14 protein-coding genes and 1 riboswitch are annotated in these 19599 nt (G+C 63.2%); of the genes, 10 read left to right on the top strand and 4 right to left on the bottom strand.

The genetic code is table 11. The features are described from left to right. Positions 1-212 precede the first annotated feature (212 nt). Together IEY62_RS07535 and IEY62_RS07540 are read left to right on the top strand one after the other, a co-directional pair. Entirely contained in the window at positions 213-2186 is a 1974-nt protein-coding gene (locus tag IEY62_RS07535; protein ID WP_189015493.1) for an APC family permease, read from the top strand. A 282-nt stretch (positions 2187-2468) separates the two neighbouring features. Then, positions 2469-3338 (top strand): DUF559 domain-containing protein, encoded by an 870-nt coding sequence (locus IEY62_RS07540; RefSeq protein ID WP_229785127.1) that lies wholly within the window; start codon positions 2469-2471, stop codon positions 3336-3338. 32 nt (positions 3339-3370) lie between these two features. On the opposite strand, the gene IEY62_RS07545 is transcribed toward IEY62_RS07540, so the two are convergent. Next, complete coding sequence (locus tag IEY62_RS07545) at positions 3371-3946, bottom strand: helix-turn-helix domain-containing protein (RefSeq protein WP_018777077.1); 576 nt, start codon at positions 3944-3946, stop codon at positions 3371-3373. A gap of 279 nt (positions 3947-4225) precedes the next feature. Between IEY62_RS07545 and IEY62_RS07550 the strand changes: the two genes are divergently transcribed. Both IEY62_RS07550 and IEY62_RS07555 read left to right on the top strand, forming a co-directional pair. Next, positions 4226-5761: a sodium:solute symporter gene (locus tag IEY62_RS07550; protein ID WP_189015497.1), complete on the top strand. Its 1536-nt coding sequence runs from the start codon at positions 4226-4228 to the stop codon at positions 5759-5761. A 161-nt stretch (positions 5762-5922) separates the two neighbouring features. Continuing rightward, positions 5923-6042, top strand: a riboswitch (SAM riboswitch). Positions 6043-6058: 16 nt separating this feature from the next. Beyond that, positions 6059-6358, top strand: coding sequence for a hypothetical protein (locus IEY62_RS07555; RefSeq protein WP_189015499.1), 300 nt, complete (start codon positions 6059-6061; stop codon positions 6356-6358). On the opposite strand, the gene IEY62_RS07560 is transcribed toward IEY62_RS07555, so the two are convergent. After that, positions 6355-6546, bottom strand: coding sequence for a hypothetical protein (locus IEY62_RS07560; protein WP_189015501.1), 192 nt, complete (start codon positions 6544-6546; stop codon positions 6355-6357). The genes IEY62_RS07555 and IEY62_RS07560 overlap by 4 nt on opposite strands. Before the next feature lie 238 nt (positions 6547-6784). On the opposite strand from IEY62_RS07560, the gene IEY62_RS07565 reads away from it, so the two are divergent. The 3 genes from IEY62_RS07565 to IEY62_RS07575 all read left to right on the top strand — a co-directional run bounded on the left by IEY62_RS07565 (position 6785) and on the right by IEY62_RS07575 (position 9981). Further along, complete coding sequence (locus IEY62_RS07565; RefSeq protein WP_189015756.1) at positions 6785-7948, top strand: VIT1/CCC1 transporter family protein; 1164 nt, start codon at positions 6785-6787, stop codon at positions 7946-7948. An 86-nt stretch (positions 7949-8034) separates the two neighbouring features. Further along, on the top strand, positions 8035-8928 hold the full coding sequence (locus IEY62_RS07570; protein WP_189015503.1) for a matrixin family metalloprotease: 894 nt from the start codon (positions 8035-8037) through the stop codon (positions 8926-8928). A gap of 120 nt (positions 8929-9048) precedes the next feature. After that, a complete protein-coding gene (locus IEY62_RS07575; RefSeq protein ID WP_189015505.1) occupies positions 9049-9981 on the top strand; it encodes a zinc metalloprotease in 933 nt (310 codons plus the stop codon). A 13-nt stretch (positions 9982-9994) separates the two neighbouring features. On the opposite strand, the gene IEY62_RS07580 is transcribed toward IEY62_RS07575, so the two are convergent. Then, a complete protein-coding gene (locus IEY62_RS07580; protein WP_189015507.1) occupies positions 9995-11128 on the bottom strand; it encodes an LOG family protein in 1134 nt (377 codons plus the stop codon). A 451-nt stretch (positions 11129-11579) separates the two neighbouring features. On the opposite strand from IEY62_RS07580, the gene IEY62_RS07585 reads away from it, so the two are divergent. Beyond that, positions 11580-14312, top strand: coding sequence for a chitobiase/beta-hexosaminidase C-terminal domain-containing protein (locus tag IEY62_RS07585; protein WP_229785129.1), 2733 nt, complete (start codon positions 11580-11582; stop codon positions 14310-14312). A 196-nt stretch (positions 14313-14508) separates the two neighbouring features. After that, on the top strand, positions 14509-16377 hold the full coding sequence (locus IEY62_RS07590) for an HNH endonuclease signature motif containing protein (protein WP_189015511.1): 1869 nt from the start codon (positions 14509-14511) through the stop codon (positions 16375-16377). Between the two features lie 100 nt (positions 16378-16477). Here the strand turns inward: IEY62_RS07590 and IEY62_RS07595 are convergent, their stop codons facing one another. Next, on the bottom strand, positions 16478-17518 hold the full coding sequence (locus tag IEY62_RS07595) for a Gfo/Idh/MocA family oxidoreductase (protein WP_189015513.1): 1041 nt from the start codon (positions 17516-17518) through the stop codon (positions 16478-16480). A gap of 228 nt (positions 17519-17746) precedes the next feature. Here IEY62_RS07595 and IEY62_RS07600 point away from each other — a divergent pair, with 228 nt between their 5' ends. Further along, positions 17747-19459 (top strand): hypothetical protein, encoded by a 1713-nt coding sequence (locus tag IEY62_RS07600; RefSeq protein WP_189015515.1) that lies wholly within the window; start codon positions 17747-17749, stop codon positions 19457-19459. Positions 19460-19599: the final 140 nt, after the last annotated feature.

Consider the following 19599-nt stretch of genomic DNA (forward strand, 5'->3'; position numbering starts at 1 on the left):
TCCTTGAGTGAATAGGTGGGATTGAATCTGCGGACTGTGACACCCATCATACACTCAAAGTTGTCTAATATGCATCACCTGTTTACAACATTGGAAAAGGGTGAGACGCCGCTCACAGCAGGCGTAAAGATTCCATAAAAACCGGTGTCCCGGCGTCGAACCGGGCCATACGCTCCATGCGGAAGCAGTATCGTGCTGCGCGAAAGGACACCGTGACCACCCTGTCGAGGCCTCCGGCCGACCCGGCCAACCGGCCCAAGAATTCCTTCAAGCTCAAACCCTGGCTGCTTGAGGGAATGCCGGACACTTCAGGCAAGCGGCAAGGACCCCACGGCCAGCCCTCGGAGTCCCACAAGCCGCAGGCCTGGTGGAAGGTCATGTGCCTCACGGGCCTGGATTACTTCTCTACACTCGGGTACCAACCCGCCATCGCCGCGCTCGCAGCGGGCCTGCTCTCTCCCCTGGCGACGTTGCTCCTGGTCACAGCAACCCTGGCCGGGGCGCTGCCCGTCTACCGGCGCGTGGCAAAGGAAAGCCCACGCGGAGAAGGCTCCATCTCGATGCTGGAACGGCTCCTCCCCCGTTGGGGCGGCAAACTCTTCGTCCTGGCACTCCTCGGCTTCGCGGCCACGGACTTCATGATCACCATTACGTTGTCGGCAGCCGACGCTACGGCCCACCTCATCGAGAACCCGTTCGCACCGGAATTCCTCGAAGGACAGAACGTCGTCATCACCCTTGCGCTCATCGCGGGCCTCGGCATCGTCTTCCTCCGCGGATTCAAGGAGGCCATCAACGTGGCCGTCGTCCTGGTGGGCGCCTTCCTCATGCTCAACCTTGTGGTCATCGCCGTATCCATCGGCCACGTCTTCACCGAGACCCGCGTCATCACGGACTGGTGGACCGCGTTGACCACTTCCCACGGCGATCCGATCATGATGATCGCCTTGGCGTTGCTGGTGTTCCCCCGCCTGGCGCTGGGCCTGTCGGGTTTTGAAACAGGCGTCGCCGTCATGCCCCAGATCAAAGGCCACGCCACGGACACTGACGCCAATCCGGACGGCCGCATCAAGGGTGCCCATAAGCTCCTGGCCACCGCCGCGATCATCATGAGCTCATTTCTCATCACCTCCAGCTTCACCACGGTCATGTTGATTCCGGCCGCTGAATTCCAGCCCGGGGGCAAGGCTGACGGACGCGCACTGGCCTACCTTGCCCACAGGTTCCTTGGCGATGGTTTTGGAACCGTGTACGACATCAGCACCATCGCCATTCTGTGGTTCGCCGGCGCCTCCGCGATGGCTGGATTGTTGAACCTCGTACCCAGGTACTTGCCGCGCTACGGCATGGCACCGACCTGGGCGCGGGCGCTCCGCCCCCTGGTCCTCGTCTTCACTGTCATCGCTTTCATCGTCACCATCATCTTCCAGGCTGACGTCAACGCCCAGGGTGGCGCCTATGCCACCGGCGTACTGGTCCTGATTACTTCCGCGTCCATCGCCGTCACGCTGTCCGCGCGTCGAAAGAAGCAAAAAGGACAGGTCATCGGCTTCGGCCTCATTTCCCTGGTCTTCGTCTACACCACCGTGGTCAACTCCATCGAGCGCCCCGACGGCCTGAAGATTGCCGCCCTGTTCATTCTTGGCATCCTGGTGGTCAGCTTCGTCTCCCGCATGCGGCGGGCGTTCGAGCTGCGCGCCACCCACATCAGGATGGACCAAAAGGCCCTGGAGTTCACGGCCAACAACACCCATGGCCCGGTCCGGATCATCGCCCACGAGCCCAAGCACCTCAGCGCCAGCCGCTACCGCGAGAAACTCCAGCACGCCCAGCAGGCCAACCACCTTCCCTTGGACTGCGATGCCGTCTTCATCGAGATCATCGTGGACGACAGCTCAGACTTTGAGCAGGAACTCCAGGTGGTGGGCAAAGAACGGCATGGGTTCAAGATCCTGGAAGTGCACAGCAACAATGTGCCGAACACGCTGGCGGCAGTACTCCTCCATATCCGCGACGTCACAGGCTTCATGCCGCACATCTACTTCCGGTGGACTGAGGGCAACCCGATCTCCAATCTCAGCAAGTTCCTCTTCTTTGGCGAAGGGGAGATCGCGCCTGTCACCCGCGAAGTGTTGAGGGAAGCGGAGCCGGACATCACCCGCCGGCCCTGGGTCCACGTGGGCTAGCCGCCTCGCACGCTCCTTCCCGGTTAGTCCCCTCGCAGGCTGCGCTCCTCCCCAGTTCGTCCCCCGCAGGCTCCGCCCATCCCCGGATTTCGGGCGCTCCGCGCGGCCCGTGGGACGAAGGGCGGCGGCAACCGGGGAGGAGCGCCGCCACCAGGAGCTCAAACCGGGATGGAGCGTCGGCTGGAGTTGCCCACATACGGCAAGTGTGTCATTTCGTGGAACCTTGGAAGCCTGTGGACTGGTCCGATGGACGCCTTCCAGTACCTCGAAAAAGTAGGCGGCGTGACTCGGACCAGACAACTCCTGGCCGCAGGCTATTCGCGCAGGGACATCGCGCGCCTTCCAAGCAAGGGTGCGAAACAACCCCGGCGGGGCATCTTCATGCTTGCGGATCACAGACCCGAGTTGGCAACCGCCCTCCGCTACAACTCCTACGTCTCCTGCGCCAGCGCAGCCCAACACTACGGATTGTGGATACGCAAAGCACCTGATCTGCACCATCTGGCATGCGATCACGGTCACGGCACCGGGTTCATCAGGCACAGGACCATGAGATTCGAACCTCATCCCAGCCTCCCAATCGCCGCGGTGGAAGATGTGGTCCTACATGCCATGGCTTGCCTGGCGCCGCCCGCTTCAACGGCAATGGCCGTCTCGGCGGTTCGACTGCACGGTGTGCCGTTGGAACTGCTGAAGGAACAGTTGCAGGGAGACAGGTCGCGGCCCGTCCTCAACGCGCTCAAGGATCTCGACCTGCGTGCGGAGTCCATTGTGGAGGTCGATGCACAGCATCTGCTCCGCACCCACGGCATTGCATTCGACGCCCAAGTGGCAATACCTGGCATCGGGCGCGTCGACCTCCTTCTGGAAGAGTTCCTCATTATTGAAGTGGACGGCTTCGCGTTTCACTCCGATAGAAAGGCCCTACGCAACGACTTGGCACGAAACAACGCCTCCACCATCAACGGGTATTTGGTCCTGAGGTACCCACCGGAGGTCATCTGGTTCGAGCCGGAGCGCGTGATCGCGGAGATCCAGGCGGTTCTCAAGCTGCGTCGTGACGATCCTGCCCGGTTGGTGGACGGCTTTGCCCAGCCGAGCCCCGGAGTTTCGGGGATCAGCCCGGTCCTTGGCTTCCAATACCGGAGGTAACTGGGAGGGAGTGCACAACGCCGGGAGGGAAGCTACCGGCTTGCTGCGGGTACCAGCACCCACAGCACTTCCACCGTTTCGTCCGTCGGGTTGATCCAGGTGTGGGGTTCACGGCCCGGGAAGGAGAGGGTGTCGCCTTCTTCGAGGTCGTACTCCTCATTGGTCAGGATGAGCTTGATCCGCCCTTTGACCACATGGAGCACATCCACATCGCAGTCCACCGCGTAAAGCTCGTTCTCGCCGCGTCCCCGGGGTTCGATGGTGGCCTGGAGTATCTGCAGCCGTCGCTCGGAACGTGCCGTCAGCAGGCGTTCAACAATGCCCTGGCCGCCCAGCGAGATCCTGGGGCCGTCGTCGCGCCTTGTCAGGTGGGTCTCCGGCGCGGCGAACAGGTCACCTACGGAGACGGAAAGTACCTGGCACAGGGTGACCAAAGAAGCCACCGACGGCGATGTCAGGTCGCGCTCCACACGGCTCAGGAAGCCTTTGGTCAACCCGGTGGCGTCCGCGACCTGCTCGATGGTGAGGCGCTGCGCCTGCCGGGCTGCGCGGATTCTGGAACCGATGGCAACGGGAACATTGCTCGGTTCAACGGGTAGAGCCTTCATTCACGAACCTTTCAGGCCTGTCATGTGGCCCTGTCATTGGAGCAATAGTAGCCGGGACGCACGCCAACGGGGCCACAGCGGGCGTAACCAAGTCCAAAGGATCTTGACTGTTACTCCGATCACAACATATCCTCATAGGCAACAAGTGTTGTCTGTGAGGCACACAACACATCCTCAAGCTCCAAACCCAATCTCCAATCATCCGCACAGAGACTTCGACGCATCGCAGGAGTATCGTCGAAACCCCCAACCTCCGTGCATCAGCTCCAAGGACCGTTCATGGAATCTTCGGCTATTAATATCGCAATCGTGGTGGTGTACCTGCTCGCCATGCTGGCCTTCGGCTGGTGGGGCAAGTCCCGCACCAAGAACAACAGCGACTTCCTGGTGGCCGGCCGCCGCCTGGGACCCTTCCTCTACACCGGCACCATGGCCGCGGTTGTTCTCGGTGGCGCATCCACCGTGGGCGGCGTTGGCCTGGGCTACAAGTTCGGCATCTCGGGCATGTGGCTCGTGGTCGCGATCGGCTCGGGCGTGCTGCTGCTCAGCCTCCTGTTCGCCGGCACCATCCAGCGATTGAAGATCTACACGGTCTCCCAAATGCTGAGCCTGCGATACGGCAGCAAAGCCACCCAGACATCCGGAATCGTGATGTTGGCCTACACCCTCATGCTCTGCGCCACCTCCACCGGCGCCTATGCCACCATCTTCGTGGTGCTCTTCGACTGGGAGCGCTGGTTGGCAATCGCCGTCGGCGGCGCCATCGTGCTGGTGTACTCCACCATCGGCGGCATGTGGTCCATCACCTTGGCAGACCAGGTGCAGTTCCTGATCAAGACCGTAGGTATTTTCTTCCTGATGCTGCCGTTCGTCTTGAACGCAGCCGGCGGTATGGACGGCATCCGTGAACGCCTTGATGCCAGCTTCTTCCAGATCGACGGCATCGGCGTCCAGACAATCATCACGTACTTCGTGGTCTACACCCTCGGCCTCCTGATCGGCCAGGACATCTGGCAGCGCGTCTTCACCGCCAAGACCCCCACCGTTGCCCGCTGGGGCGGCGCTACCGCAGGCGTTTACTGCATCCTCTACGGCATCGCCGGCGCACTGATCGGCCTCGCTGCCCGCGTCGCCCTCCCGGACATCGATGTCGCCAACCTCGGAAAGGACGTTGTCTACGCCGAGGTGGCAACCCACATCCTGCCCGTCGGCATCGGCGGCCTGGTCATGGCCGCAGCTGTTGCGGCGATGATGTCCACCGCTTCCGGCGCGTTGATCGCAGCAGCAACGGTGGCCCGCGCAGACGTAGTCCCGTTCGTGGCCAGCTGGTTCGGCAAGACGATCAACACCGACGACACCGAAAATCCCGAGCACGACGTCAAGGCAAACCGCTACTGGGTCCTGGGTCTGGGCATCGTTGCCGTCCTGATTTCCATGGCTGCCCAGGACGTGGTTGTGGCCCTCACCATCGCCTACGACATCCTGGTAGGCGGTCTCCTGGTCGCTATTCTTGGCGGTTTGGTCTGGAAGCGCGGAACGGGCATCGCGGCTGCATGGTCCATGGCAGTCGGCTCGGTTCTGACACTGGCCCTGCTCATCATGTACGCGGTTGGTGCCATCCCCAGCGAAGACGGCGTCTACGCCAACGAGCCCATCTACTGGGGCCTAGGGGCATCCCTGGTGGTCTACATCGTGGTGTCCCTGCTGACTCCGCCCACGGACGCAGCCGTCCGCGAAGCCTGGGACAAGCGCGTTGCCGGTGCGATCTCCGAGGAACTGCCGCCGGAAGTCCACCCCGTGGGCAGCAGCAAATAGCATCAGCAAATAGCATCAGCAAGTAACAACAGCAATACCCGACGGCGGTGCCGCCCCTTTGCGGGGGCGGCACCGCCGTTGTTTTGTCCCGGGTGTTTGTCCCGGGTGTTTAGGCCGGGACAATGCGCCCCTCAACGGCGGGTGCGGTACTGTTGTCCCAGCTTCAAGAGATGTGGCGCCAAGCTCCGACTGGCCATGCACCAACCCCATGTTCACGGGTGGTTCGGATGAGGAAGCGGCCCGTCCCGGACCTGAGACAACCGAGCGGGCAAGAGCACTCTCCACAGGAGCAGCACCTTGCCGTATCACAGCGATACCAGCCAAGCCCACCGCACCCCCGGCGAAACCGCAGCCCGGACCGTCAGGGTGATCCCCGCCGTCGACCTTTACCTCGGCACGGTCACCATAGTGGCCGGGAACAGGACCCTGCTTTTCCGGCATCCCCATCCGCAGCAGATCGCCAAAGCGCTGGCCCGCGCCGTCCGCCCCTCAACGTGGTGCGAGGTGTCCCGGACTCTGACGGTGACAGTCGCCGCGACAGGAAAGCGGGATGGCCAGCCGCAGCTGTTCGCCTTGGGCGGCCGGGAAGAGACCTAGATTTCCTCTTCCTCCCCACGGAATTCCTCGGTCTCATCGATCGGCACCACCCGTTCGTCGTCCTCGGGGGCGTCCACTTCCTCCACCCAGGGCTCGTCCACTTCCTGGTCTTCGGCGTAGTCGTAGGCCGGGTCCGACTCGATGGTGGTGCGCTCCGGGTGCTTGGCTTGTGATTCGGTGGTGTCCATGGTGCAACCTCCGTCCCGTGGGCCTGTGACAGCCCCCTAACAAAGTGCGGGGAGACCCCCCGCCCCTGTCATTCCATCTGAGCACCGGCCCCCGCGAGGGTCAAGCAGCTCCGGAAATTACGGTGCACCGAACATTCCGACTAAGGAATACCAGCCAAAAAACCCCGCAAATAAGCGGTAGTGTGGGGCGTGCAATGGGGCCGCAACTACCCCACCCAGCACAGGAGATAGAGTGCAGATGCACCAGGAATCCCACAGTTCGTCGAGCCCCGCTCCGGACCCCGCCCCCGAACCAACAGCCGTTCACGACGCCGCGGACCGGGCAACACCCACAGCCTCGGACATCAGGCGTTGGCGGCAATACCTTGCCGATGAACGCGCCGAGGCTGCGGTCTACCGCCAGCTCGCCCAACGGCGCGACGGCGAGGAACGGCAGATCCTGCTGGCCCTGGCCGAAGCCGAAGGCCGGCATGAAGCACACTGGCTCAAACTCCTGGGCGAACACGCCGGAATGCCCAAGGCCGCCTCTGCCCGCAGCCAGTTCCTGGGGTTCCTGGCCCGAAACTTCGGCTCCGTCTTCGTCCTGGCCCTGGCCCAACGCGCGGAGGGCCGCTCCCCCTACGGCACCGAGCCGGCAGCCACCCCGGCGATGGTGGCCGATGAACAAATCCACGAGGAAGTAGTCCGTGGCCTGGCAACCCGTGGACGCAACCGGCTCTCGGGCACCTTCCGCGCAGCAGTCTTTGGCGCCAACGACGGCTTGGTGAGCAACCTTTCGCTGGTCATGGGCATGGCCGCCACTGGTGTACCGAGTTCCGTGGTGCTCATGAGCGGCGTAGCAGGGCTCCTGGCAGGCGCATTGTCCATGGGCGCCGGCGAATACGTCTCCGTCCGCTCGCAACGCGAACTGCTCAACGCCACCCTCCCCACCCAGGCCACCCTGACCGCGGCTCCGTCGCTCGACATCGACCACAATGAGCTGGTGCTCGTGTACCTGGCACGCGGCATGACCCGCGAAGCCGCCGAGCACCGCGCAGCCGAGCGCATGGGACTGTTCAGCTGCGACTGCGACCCGAGTCTTTCCCTGCAGCCGGAGAAACCGGTGGCCGATGAACACGAATCGGTGGGTTCGGCGTGGGGCGCGGCACTGTCCAGCTTCTGCTTCTTCGCCTCAGGTGCCATCGTCCCCATCCTGCCCTTCCTGTTCGGGATGACGGGCATGGCGGCGCTCCTGGTGGCCGGCGTTCTGGTGGGCATCGCGCTGTTGGCGACAGGCGCCGTCGTGGGCTTGCTTTCCGGAACGTCACCGCTCAGCCGCGGCCTGCGGCAACTGGCCATCGGGCTGGGAGCAGCTGCTGCCACCTACGGACTTGGACTGCTGTTCGGCGCGGCGATCGTCTGAGTTTGGACGGCTTCCCCGGCAGACCGTAATGTTGGTTCGTCCTCCGCGCTGCCCCGCGTGACCAAGGGCCTGAGGAATGGAGAACCGTGGACTGGGAGCGGGAAGCAACGCACGCGCCAAAGCACCGCCGCACGGGAACAACCGGGCGCGTCATGCTCGGCCTGCTGATGGCAATCATCGCGGCAACGGTGGCTGTGTTGGTTTCCGGGTTCCTGAACGGCGACCCCCGCATCACGGCACTGTTCCCGGGCGTCAGCGTCCCGGGCGGCGCACAAACCGGGAAAATTCAGCCCACCTCGGCCCGCTTGCCGGACGCACCGCCGCCGGGACTTGAGGAAGCGGACGCCCCGCTGGCCTCGCCGACGGCACCCGGCACCACCAACGATTCGTACAAGTTCCTGGCCATGAACGACGACGGCACTCCGGTGGGCTACTCCCCTTGCCGGCCGCTGCACTACGTGGTGAACAACGCCTCCGCGCCCGAAGGCACCGACACCCTCCTGGACACGGCCATCGCCAATATCTCGGCAGCCTCGGGCATCCGGTTCGTCAACGACGGAACAACCGACGAACAGCCCGTGGACCGGCGCGAACCGTACCAACCCAACCGCTACGGCGACCGGTGGGCTCCGCTGCTGATCTCCTGGACCACCCCTGAAGCAGCACCGGCTCTCGAAGGGAAGGTCATCGGCACTGGCGGCAGCACCATGTATTCGCTGGACAAGGGCCCCAAGAGCTACATCACCGGGAGCCTGGAGCTGGACACACCCCAAGTGGCGGAACTCCTGTCGGATCCCGGCGGCGCGGACTACGTCCTTGCCGTCATGCAGCACGAACTGGGACACGTGATGGGCCTGGACCATGTGGACGATCCGATCCAACTCATGTACCCGGAAATCGGGGCACCTGACGGTCTTGCGGCTGGTGACCTGAACGGCCTCCACCTCCTCGCCTCAGCCCCCTGCCGCAAGGACATCTAGCAGCTTTCCGGCGTTGGGTACGAACGCCATGGACTCGCGGGGACACTGGACTTATGCTGGCGGATACGGCCGACGGCGGCGCCCCACCGCCTGTCCGCGGCCTCCACGTCAGGGGGTTCCATGGAACCTTATGGGCCGTCCAAGTGGCCGGACCCGGATCCTCCCCGGCCCCATTACCTTCCGCCCTCGGGTCCGCACGAGCCGCCTGAGCCCCGCCCGCCGATCAAGCACAGCAGCATCGCCGCCATCCTGTTCCTCCTGGGCATCCTGGGGCTCGTCTGCGCCGGAGCCTATTTCGGCGGAGAACTGCAGCAATTCCTCTACGGATCAGCGGAAAGCCAGAGCCAACCGCCACGGCCCGGGCTGGCACCCTTCGGCCAACGGAACGATCCCCTGCCCGGACGCGAAGAAGCCGACTCGCCCCTCGGCACGCCGCCACCCCTGGTCCAGGCCAGCAGCTCGTACAAGTTCCTGGCCGTCAAGGAAGATGGAACGCCGCTGGCATACTCGCCCTGCAGGCCCATCCACTACGTGGTGAATTCGGATATCGCCCCGGCGTCCTGGCAGGTTTTGGTGGAGAAGGCAGTCCACGAAGCCAGCCGGGCCACGGGTTTGAAATTCATTTACGACGGTCCAAGTTCAGAGGTTCCCTCCACCAACCGTTCCGGATACCAGCCGGCCAGGTACGGGGACCGTTGGGCGCCCGTACTCATCGCCTGGAGCACACCGGAGCAGGTACCGCGCCTGACCGGGCAGACAGTGGGCCTGGGAGGAAGCTCCTCCATTGGGCTGAGCAACGGCTACAAGGCGTACGTGACCGGCACAGTGTCACTGGATGCGCCACAGTTTGCCGGGATCGTGGACAACCCGGGCGGCGACGACATCGGCGTGGCGGTCATCATGCACGAACTGGGACACCTGGTGGGATTGGACCACGTGGACGATCCCCGGCAGCTCATGTTTGGCCAGGCATCATGGGTCCGGGAGTACGCCGCCGGCGACCTGACAGGCCTCGCAGAACTGGGTTCGGGTCCTTGCAGCAAGGACTTCTGACCCGGTCCGTGTCTCAGCGGGCCAGTACGGCGAGCGCATCCTCCACGGTGTCCACCAAAAAGATGCGCTCCGCCATGGGCTTCCCGGCGGCCAGGCTCTGCAGCATGGGCCATGCCGGGAAGGTACGTTCCCAGTGTTCGCGGCCCACCAGGACCATGGGGGTAATGGTTTCGGGCGCGCCGTAGTAGTTCTCGCAGGCGTCCTGGAAAATCTCCTGCACCGTGCCGGCAGCCCCCGGCAGGAACACGATTCCTCCGTTGCAGACTTCCAGGAGGATTGCTTCGCGGATGGCGTTGGCGAAGTACTTGGCGATGTGGGTCGCGAACAGATTGGGCGGCTCGTGCCCGTAGAACCAGGTGGGGATGCCGAGGGTCGGGGTGCCTTGCGGGTAACGTTCGACGACGGCCGCCGCCTGTCGCGCCCAAGCCGTCACCGAGGGCCTGAACCCCGGGACATCGGCGAGCGTCGCAAGGGCCGCCTGCAAATCGGCGTCGGGCCTTCCGCTGAAGTAGGCGCCCAGGTTGGCCGCTTCCATGGCACCGGGACCCCCGCCCGTCGCGACGGCGAAGCCGGCTTGGGCGAGTAATCTGCCCAGCTGGGCGGCGTCGGCAAATTCCCTGGATCCTCGTTGGGCGGCATGCCCGCCCATGACTCCCACAATCCTGCTCCCTGCGAAGGGGCCCTGGTCCAGTGCCTCGTCCAGGGCGTCCCCTATCGCATGATCGTGCAACGCTGCAGCGAGCGTGGCATCGAGGCTCTGACGCTGTCCGGGCAGGATGCTCCACTGGTAGACCTGTGCGTCGGGGGTGGACTCGTACTCAGTGGTTGGGATGTCCTGGTAGAGCTCGCCCGGAGTGTAGAGAGTGCCGCGGTACGGGTCAAAGGGCACACCCAGCAGCTTGGGAAAGATCAGCGCACCCCGGCTTCGCAAACTCTCTTCCACGCCGGCGTCGAAGGTACAGCCCAGGAAGATGGCCCCTTGCGGATCCAAGGCCTTGAGCTGGCGCGAGTAGCCCCGAAGGTCCAGCGATTGGGCGTGCCAACCGTGCATTGACCTGGCTCCGGCACTGACCAGCCGATCGAAGTGAACCACGCTTTCGACGTCGAGTGTTCGAGGACTTGGGTTCAACGCGGCAGTGCGGTTCATTGTTTCAGGGTAATGGCCGGGTGAGCCGGTCCGCGTGGATTTCGCGGGTGTCCGGGACCGGACCCTAGCCATGGATTTGCCCGAGGAGTACAGTATCGATCACTGCACCACTTTCAGTTGCTGGAAGGGATCGCAGCACCCAACTGAATCCATGAATGACGCCCTGGGGGCGTTGTAAGTTTGCCGGCTGGGGGGCCCAACATCTGCTCGAGGAGCAATGGTTGTGGACCGTCCAAAATACGCTCGGCGTCGTACCCGATTCACCTCTCGGCGTCGTACCCAATTCACCTCTCGGCGTCGTACCCAATTCACACTGTTCAGTACCCGTTCCTTTGCCGGAAAAGTCCTCGGTTTCCTGCTGGGTTCCTCCGTTGCCTTCTCTGCACTGACCGTTGGCGTTGCCGCACCTGCCTCTGCAGCGGCGCCGCCCTGTCCGGGCACAGGCGGTGCGATGCAGATTGTGGCCCACACCGATGACGACCTGATTTTCATCAGTCCGGACTTCATGCGGGACATCCAGTCCAAACGTTGTGTCCAGACGATTTACACCACGGCCGGGGAAGCAGGCGAGGGAGCAGCCTACTGGAACAGCCTCGAAGCCGGAATCAGGGCCAGTTACGCCAAAATGGCGGGCGTGGCCGATGCCTGGACCACTTCTGACGCCGGCGTGCCTGGACGTCCCCTCACGCTCCAGACGTTGAATGCGGCACCCAACGTTTCTGTCGTTTTCATGCGGCTTCCCGATGGCTTCCCGGACGGGAAGGGCAGCAGCCGCTACAACGGCCAGAGCATCCTGAAGCTTTGGGACGGCAGGCTCAGCTCCATCCGTCCCGTTGATGGTGCTGCGGCCTTCACCAAGGCGCAATTCCAGACAACCCTGAACCAGCTTGTGGCCAATTACCAACCCACCACCTTCCGCACCCAGGATTGGACCGGCAGCTACCAGGACCCGTACGACCACAGCGATCACTGGGCTACGGCAAAGTTCGCCCAGCTAGCCAGCAGGGCCTATACCAGTCCCCACACGGCCTCGGCATACGACGCTTATGTGATCGACGAATACGCCCAGAATGTTACCGGCGCGGATCTGACCAACAAGGTAAATACCTTCGTTCGATTCGCTGACTTCGACAAATACCTCTGCGACACTCCATGCCCGGCACCGCCCTACAGCGACTGGCTGAAACGGCAGTACATCACAGCCATCGAGTGGACCGGCAACGCTGCCAAATCAGCAGGAACAACAGTGAGCGCTTCCTCGCAAAAGGCCTCGGCGCAGAGCCCCGAAAAGGCCCGGGACGGGTACGCGTGGGGCTCTCCCATGGACGCCAACCGCGAGTGGGTGAGCAACGGGGGCAAAGCCGGCAGCTGGATCCAGTACAACTTCTCCCCTGCCCGGACCATCAACGCCGTGACACTGTTTGACCGGCCGGTCCTCAGCGACCAGGTGACCGGCGGCAACCTGGCCTTCTCCGATGGCAGCACCGTGCCGGTAGGCGCCCTGCCCAACAACGGTTCGGGACTCACAGTGAACTTCCCGGCACGCACAGTCAGTTCGGTGCGATTCAACATAAGCTCCGTCAGCAGCTCAACCACGAACGTTGGCCTGTCCGAGTTCGAGGCTTACATCACCGCCGACGTCGTTGCACCCGAAGTGACGGCGACACCGCCCGGCGGCACGTACGACGTCGGGCAAAAGGTCACACTGTCCGCAAACGAGCCCGCGACGATCTACTACACGCTGGACGGGACCACCCCCACCACGGCGAGTGCCAAATATGCCACTCCGATCACCGTGAATGGTCCCCTGACGCTGAAGTACTTCGCCGTGGATGCTGCGAACAATCCTTCGGCGGTGGTGACGCAGAGCTACTCTACCGGCCCCGATGTGACCAAGCCCGTGGTATCGGCCAACCCGGCGGGCGGCGCCTATGCCCCGGGCACCACCATCACCCTCACATCCAACGAGGCCAACTCCGTGATCAAGTACACCAAGGATGGCAGCGATCCCCTCAATGCTGGCCTGGTCTACTCCACGCCGATTGTCTTCGCGGGCCCGGATCCGATGACGCTGAAGTTCTTCGCCACCGATCCGGCCGGAAATGTGTCCGATGTTCTCACGCAGAGCTACAACGTTCCGCCTGACACGCGGGCACCCGTGGTGACGGCGAATCCAACCAGCCGTGCCTTGGCCAACGGGGCAACCATCACGCTTTCATCCGACGAGCCCGGCGCAAGCATCTTCTACACCACGGACGGCAGCACTCCCACGGCCACGGAGTCCGCCACCAACTTCAAGTATTCGGCTCCGATTGTCATGGGAACATCGCAGCTGACCCTCAAATACATCGCTGTGGACACTGCGGGGAACACCTCGCCCGTTGGAACCCAGACGTACAGCGTTCCCGCAGCCGGTCCGCCGTCGTCCCATGACTTCAACGGCGACGGCAAAGCCGACGTCCTGTCCTCCGATACCGCCGGCAACCTGTACCTCTACCCGGGAAGTGGCGGAGGCAGCCTTGGGCCCCGGCAAACAGCCTTGGCCGCGCCCGCGTGGTCAACGATTACGGATACCATCACGCCCGGCGATTTCAACCGGGACGGCAAACCGGATGTGCTGGCCCGTGACGGAGACGTTCTGTGGTTCTACCCGGGCGACGGCGCCGGCAGCTTCGGCACCCGGGTCCAGGTAAGCACCGGATGGAGCACCATGAGCCAGTTGTTCTCCCCGGGCGACTTCAGTGGCGACGGCATCCCCGACCTCATCGCCAGGCGCAGCGGCGGCGATCTGCGCCTCTACGAAGGCAATGGCAGCGGCGGTCTGCGAACGCCCACCACCATTGGAACCGGTTGGAATGTTATGAATGCAATTCTGAGCACGGGGGACTTTAATGGAGATGGTACGGGAGACGTGCTGGCCCGGCGTTCGGATACAGGCGCCCTCTGGCTCTACCCCGGCGACGGAACCCGCGGCTGGCTCCAATGGAAGCAAATCTCCGCGGGTTGGGACAACCGAACATCGATCGCAGGCCCCCGGGACCTCGACGGCGATGGCAAGAACGATGTCATCGGCCGGATCGGAGACACCCTGTGGCTCTACCCAGGCAGCGGCAGCGGGACTTTCAGCAGCGTCCCGCCCACCAGCCTCGGCACCGGTTGGCAGGCCATGAAGTTCATCGGCTAGCCAACCCCAAGGACCTGGCGCGGGTCGGAGTTTTCCCCCAGACTCTTCGGCCCGCGTCAGCCATGTCCGGGTTCCGATGGCACGTCCGCTGGCGGGTGGGGGTGGGCGCCGGGGTGGCCGCCGGGGTTGGGCGCCGACAGCTGGCCGCCGGGGATGGGGTGCTAATAATGTCAGACCCCGGTGACAAGGTTGATTCATGGGAAGCATTGGGGATGTCTTGGCGCGGCGGGCAGGTTCGCCCGGCGCCAAAGTGCTGCCCCGGCGACGCCGCGACCGTACCGATGCCGGCCTGAGGGTGATTCCGGTGGCTGAGATCAAGCGCACCGCCGCCCTGATCGAAGCAGGCCGACTTGCCGGAGGTGCGGACAGGTCACCTGAGCAGGCGCGCCAGATTTCGACGCCGGATCGCCAAACCCAGCGCGTGGCGACCGGGGTGGCCGAAGCTCTCGCCGAGGGCGCAGCCGCTGTTGAGTTCCTGCGCTCATTCGCTGCGGCGGACGCCCGGTTGTTCGGTTTTGCTGAAGCAGCGGACTTCGCCGGGCGGGTCGAGGAGATCGCCCGAGGCCTTGAGTATACGCAAATAGTTGCGGCCCAGGCGGTGGAACGCAGCCGGAGGGAAGCGCAGGCGCTGCAGTCCCGGCCGTCCGGCGCACAGGAATGGCGGACGGGGTGGACAGAACCAGCCGGTGGCGCAGGTGGTGGTGCTCGGGCTGTGACTGGTTCTGTGAGTAGTTCTGGGGCTGGTGCTGATTCGGCGGTGGCTGCTGGTGCTGGTGGCAGTGTTTTGGATGATGGGTACCGGAACGCAGCCGAATTCCTCCGGGCCCGGCTACGGATCGGCATCAGCGAAGCCCGGCGACGGCTCGCCCTCGCAGACGACGTGCTGTCGCAGACAGGAATGGCCGGGCAAGAGATCCCTGCCCGTCGTGAAGTGCTGGCCAGCTCAGTTGAATCCGGGCAGGTACCCTCACGCTCGGCCACGATCATCAGCACCACTCTGGACAAAGTCCAACACCTCACCGACCCGGAGACCCTCACCCGCATCGAACACGCCCTCACCACCACCGCGGCACAATCCGACCCCGACTTCGTCACCACCATGGCCAAACGCTGGATCGACCGCATCGACCAAGACGGCCCCGAACCCACCGAAGAAACCCTCCGCCACACCCAAGGCGCGTTCCTCCGCCGCCGACGCCGCTACGGCCTGCACCACCTGGAAATCTTCGCCACCACCGAACAATACGAAACCCTCGCCACCGCCATGAACGCCGCCACCAACCCCCGACTCACCACCACCCCCGGAAGAACCACCACCAACGCAACCGGGGCCAACACCACCACCAGCGGCGGCACCACCAACACTCTTGGCGCCACCAGCGGCGGCACCGTTCAAGACACTGCAACCGGCCCTGAACTGGACCGGCGCTCCCGCGCCCAGAAACTCCTCGACGGCCTCGTCGGCGCCTGCGCAGTCGCGATGACCACCGGCAAACTGCCCTCCAACGGCGGACTCCGACCCCAACTCACCGTCACCGTCGACCACCGCGACCTCTTCACCCAACTCACCGGCAAAGACCCGAACCAAGCCAGCGCCCCCACCCAGCCCGGCACCCGGAACACCATCAGCACCGTCAGTACCGGCACCGCGACCTTCACCGGCCCACTACACCCCAACACCATCCGCAAAATAGCCTGCGACGCCGAAATCCTCCCCGTCCTGCTCGGCACCGACTCCCAAATCCTCGACATCGGCCGAACCACCCGGATCTTCCCACCCCACATCCGCAAAGCCATCACCGCCCGCGACGGCGGCTGCGCCTTCCCCGACTGCACCCTCCCCGCACCCTGGTGCGAAGCCCACCACATCACCTACTGGTCACACGGCGGCACCACAGGAACAGAGAACGGCACCCTCCTCTGCTCACACCACCACCACCTCATCCACAAAGAACAATGGACCATCACCATGAACACCGGCATCCCCTGGTTCATCCCCCCACCCCACATCGACCCCCACCAAACACCCCGACGCAACCACCACCACACACCCCACAGAACATAAACAAAATGTGGGGACCGTCGGTACATATGTGGGTGTGCGAGAGCTTGGCCTTCGCGAGCGCGACCTGGCTGGAACCTGACGTGGCTGGAACCTGACGTTGCTAGGCAGCGACTCTAACCGGTACGCCTGTTTCCAGGGACTCCTGCGCTGCGTCGGCTACTTTGGAGGCAGCCACAGCGTCCTCGGGCGTGCAGGGATTCTTCCGCTGCCCGCGCACCAGTTCCACGAACGCGGACATTTCCGAGCGGTACGCCTGGTCGAAGCGTTCAGCGAACGTGAGGTGAGGAGTGCCCGTGGGGAACTCCACGCCAGGCTCGGCGGACCGCACGGCCATCTGCTCGTCCATCCCCACCAGGACGGAGCCCTCCGAGCCTTGGAGTTCCAGCCGGACATCATGGCCGGCCCCGTTGTAACGGCTGGCCGAGACCGTGCCTACCGTACCGTCGTCGAACGTCACCACAGCCAAAGCAGTATCGACGTCGCCTACTTCACCGATTGCCGGGTCACCGTTGTTGGAACCCTTGGCGTAGACCTCCACGATTTCCTTGCCGGTGAGCCATCGGAGGATATCGAAGTCGTGGACCGAGCAGTCGCGGAACAAGCCACCCGAGGTGGCCAGGAACTGGACTGGTGGCGGCGTCATGTCGCAGGTGACAGCACGGACCGAATGGATCCACCCAAGCTCCCCGGCTTCGTACGCGCGTTTGGCCTCAAGGTAGCCGGCATCGAAACGGCGTTGATGGCCAATCTGCACCACACCGTTTTTCTCCCGGATGTAGTCGAGGACCGGGACTGATTCCGCCACGTTCACAGCCACGGGCTTTTCACAGAACACCGGGATGCCCGCATCAACGCCGGCCCGGATGAGGTCCGGGTGGGTTGCCGTGCCTGTTGCGATGACCAGGCCGTCCACCCCGGAGGCGATCAGTTCCTCAACGGACCCCACGAACTCAGCGCCGACACTGACCGCCACGGAACGTGCATGCTCCTCCGCGACGTCCGTCAGCTTCAGCCGCACCTGCACACCGTCCTGCGCCAGTGTTCTGTCCTGTTCAGTGCCGTTCAGAGCGCTGATGTTATTCGCATGCATTACGCCGATCCGGCCTACGCCTACCAGTCCGAGGGTCACTTCGTTCGTCATGTTCTGTCTCCGTCGCTGCAGCAGAAAGTGGTCTCCGGGCGAGAATCCTGAAGCGAGACTAGACCTTGTTAGTTTGTCCTGTCAAACATTTCACGCCATACTTCCCGTTGACTCAGAGCGGCCCCAACTCATGCAAGAACGCACGGCATCCCGTCACCCAACCCCTGCAACCACGGTGCGCGTCATGACGCCCCCCCATTGCATCACTAAGAAGGTGGCATCAGACAGATGTCCAAGAGCCTGACGCAAGAAAGCAGGAGCAGAGCCCTGAAGACACCGACGAAGATGTTCAACAAGATTTCGATGTGGCTGGGCGGTCCGTGGTCCGCAAGGCTATACGGGAAGCTCAATAGCTACGGGTACGTTGTTGTTGAGATGCGGTTCAGTGCCTCAACGTTTCGAGGACTGATCGATGAAGCACTGAGCAGGAACGGCTGGATGATCGAGGACGACAGCTGTTGGGAGTCAGAACGACGACTGACGGTGGTACGCCTTGGTCCCCAACTCGTCGGGGCGAACGCCGGCGACACAGCGACCAAGGACCTCATGACAACGATGTCCTGCGTTCCCAACAAGCTGGAGCTGGTGGAAGCCAGGCATATTGACCCCGCTTTCGAACAAGTGCCCGCATGGACAATTGATGAAAACGCAACGATTGTTCGGACTTCTGACAAAAAAGCCCCGCGAATCTATGGTGACCGGGCGCATGTCCTCGCGCGTTTCGAAGTGCTCTTTCCTCTGATTGCCCCAATCCCGGCGAACGCTGCTGCACGTAAATTGGATCCTGAAACCAGGCGCATCACCATCCCCGGCGTTCGGCGGGCGGCTGCGTTTACAGCAATCGCAGCCCTCGTCATGATGGCGTCGGGATGGCTTCTCTACTCTGAACCGCACTTCGCATTGAACGCTTCCGAACTGCTGCCCGTGATCGCCCCGATAACCATGGTCGGCAGCGGCGTTTGGGTCTTTATCTGTCATCTCGTTTACAAGCTGGGGCTTCTGGTTGCGGATCGTAGGGGGAAGTTCAAGGGATCGGCGTTCAACCGTCGCTTAGTCAAAGACCCCTCGCCGGCAGACTCACCAGCCGTACGATGGGCACTCCGGTCATGGTGTTGGCCGAGCAGACGCGCGGCTGTTGATCCGGGGATCAAAACCTACATGCGGATCAGATTCGTTGCGATCACCCTAGGGCTTACCGGCGCTTCGTTTGCTGCCGGTGGTTTGCTCCAAATTCAGTGGGCCACCCGCCCACAAAGTCCGGACGTAGTCATTGGAATCATCGTCGCATTGTGTTTGCTGGGTGTCGCTTGGCTCGCAACCCAACTGATCCAGGCTCGGTGGCTACTCCGGGCAAGAACACTTCCACGACTGACCTTGAATATTGCCTCTGCCGCAATCATCCTCACCGTTCTCACGCGGTTCCCGGCATGGGCCTACCTGGTCGGCATGGAAGCAGGGCATCTCATTGGAGTCGTTGATTGGACCCAGCTTCTTTCTTTCGTCCCCGATATTGGCGTCCTGCTGTTCCTGTGCCTGCTCGGATGGCTTGCGACGTGGTACGGCCGGCAAATAGGCTCGGGCGGCTTCCTGATGACCATCATGTTCTGGATGGCAGCACTGGTGGGCGTGCTCAATATCGCCCAATCCCAAATGATGGCCGGCTATAACCTCCGCGTCCATGGGACTTCTGAATTCGCCAGGATTAACTATCCCGTCCGGGCGTGCATGACAAAGTTCGCCGATCCCGCCAACCCTCAGTCAGTCTGGCTTCTGGGCAGTACCGGCAGCCAGATCATAGTCACGACACGAAGTCCAAGTGCGGAGTCCTTGACGGTTCCTGGTCATGTGTCTGCGGTGCCCAGCAGCAGCATCATTCTCGATTTAGTTTCAGACGAGGCATCTGCTGACGCATCCTCCGTGAACGGATGCCCAAAATCTTGAGAACACACCGACGGGCACAGCGGCTCCGACCAGGATGTGCGCCGTGGAACCAAACGCTTCGCGAAGAATCCACTGCCCAGCTACAAGGTGGCGGCGAACGCAATCCGTTGACTCATCACTGCGGTTTGCATGTGAGTCCT

This window comes from Paenarthrobacter histidinolovorans (assembly GCF_014647595.1).
GTDB lineage: Bacteria > Actinomycetota > Actinomycetes > Actinomycetales > Micrococcaceae > Arthrobacter > Arthrobacter histidinolovorans.

Coding starts and splice junctions, on each gene's coding strand:
- IEY62_RS07575 (WP_189015505.1), top strand. CDS start 9,049: ATGGAACCTTATGGGCCGTCCAAGTGGCCGGACCCGGATCCTCCCCGG.
- IEY62_RS07580 (WP_189015507.1), bottom strand. CDS start 11,128: ATGAACCGCACTGCCGCGTTGAACCCAAGTCCTCGAACACTCGACGTC.
- IEY62_RS07565 (WP_189015756.1), top strand. CDS start 6,785: ATGCACCAGGAATCCCACAGTTCGTCGAGCCCCGCTCCGGACCCCGCC.
- IEY62_RS07590 (WP_189015511.1), top strand. CDS start 14,509: ATGGGAAGCATTGGGGATGTCTTGGCGCGGCGGGCAGGTTCGCCCGGC.
- IEY62_RS07600 (WP_189015515.1), top strand. CDS start 17,747: ATGTCCAAGAGCCTGACGCAAGAAAGCAGGAGCAGAGCCCTGAAGACA.
- IEY62_RS07595 (WP_189015513.1), bottom strand. CDS start 17,518: ATGACGAACGAAGTGACCCTCGGACTGGTAGGCGTAGGCCGGATCGGC.
- IEY62_RS07585 (WP_229785129.1), top strand. CDS start 11,580: ATGCAGATTGTGGCCCACACCGATGACGACCTGATTTTCATCAGTCCG.
- IEY62_RS07550 (WP_189015497.1), top strand. CDS start 4,226: ATGGAATCTTCGGCTATTAATATCGCAATCGTGGTGGTGTACCTGCTC.
- IEY62_RS07545 (WP_018777077.1), bottom strand. CDS start 3,946: ATGAAGGCTCTACCCGTTGAACCGAGCAATGTTCCCGTTGCCATCGGT.
- IEY62_RS07560 (WP_189015501.1), bottom strand. CDS start 6,546: ATGGACACCACCGAATCACAAGCCAAGCACCCGGAGCGCACCACCATC.